1 protein-coding gene is annotated in these 1,183 nt (G+C 65.8%); it reads right to left on the minus strand.

Annotated features, from left to right (window positions below; genetic code table 11):
* Positions 1 to 44: 44 nt before the first annotated feature.
* Positions 45 to 1,136, minus strand: a complete 1,092-nt coding sequence (locus AC5RVY_RS19070) for an isocitrate/isopropylmalate dehydrogenase family protein (RefSeq protein ID WP_493956256.1) — start codon at positions 1,134 to 1,136, stop codon at positions 45 to 47.
* Positions 1,137 to 1,183: the final 47 nt, after the last annotated feature.

Below are 1,183 nucleotides of genomic sequence, written 5' to 3' on the forward strand. Positions count from 1 at the left end.
CCGGTGGTGCCGGGTGGGTGGTGGCCCGCCCGGCGTCCGGGTGGTTAGGCGTGGGTGAGGGTGGTGATGCGGTTGGCGACGGCGTCTGCGAAGTCGCTGGTGCCGGCGGTGCCGCCCAGGTCCTTGGTGGTGGTGCCGTCCAGGACTGTGGCTTCGACGGCTTTTTCGACCAGTTCGGCGGCCTGGAGGACTTTGTCGTCGTTGAATTTCGCGCCGAGCCAGCGCAGGAGCATTGCGGAGGAGAGGATCATCGCGATGGGGTTTGCGATGTTTTGTCCGGCTATGTCCGGGGCGGATCCGTGGGAGGCCTGGGCCATGGCGTGGGTGTCGGAGGAGTTGATTGAGGGGGCGATGCCGAGGGACCCTGCGACTTCTCCGGCGAGGTCCGAGAGGATGTCGCCGAACATGTTTTCGGTGACGATGACGTCGAACCTGTTCGCGCGGCGGACCATGTGGACGGTCATCGCGTCGATGTGGAAGTCGTTCACGGACACGTCCGGGTACTGGGTGGCGACCTCGCGGCAGACGTCGCGGAACAGCCCGGTGGTCATTTTCAGGACGTTGGCCTTGTGCACGATGGTCAGCTGCTTGGTGCGGGACTGGGCGAGCTGGAACGCGGCGTGGGCGATGCGTTCGGTTGCGGCGCGGGTGATGATGCCGTGCATGATGGCCACGTCGGGGGTGGGCATGAATTCGCCGGTACCGGCGAAGGTGTTCCGGTCCGCGTAGAAGCCTTCGGTGTTTTCGCGCACGATCACCAGGTCCGTGCCCTCAACGATGGCGTTGCCGCCCGGGAAGGCCTTGGACGGGCGGATGTTGGCAAACAGGCCAAAGTGCTTGCGGATGGTCCCGGAGGGGTTCAGCGCGGACTTGTGCGGCTCGGGGTAGGCGGCGGAATCGTGCGGGCCCAGGAGCCAGCCGTCAACGTTGTTCAGCGCTTCGAGGGTTTCCTCGGGGACGGCGATGCCGTGGGTGTCGATCGCGGTCCGGCCCAGCGGGAGCTCGGTCCAGGCGATCGCGGGGGCACCGGTGGCGGCCATCGCCGCGTCCAGGATCTGCACTGAGGCCGGAACGATCTCCGGGCCGATGCCGTCACCGTTCAGGACGGCCAGCTGGTACTGCTTGGATTCAGTCACGGGTTTTTCCTTTTCTTGATATCCAGGTCTCTTTGACGGACCAGGAG

Source organism: Arthrobacter sp. Ha26 (genome assembly GCF_059091705.1).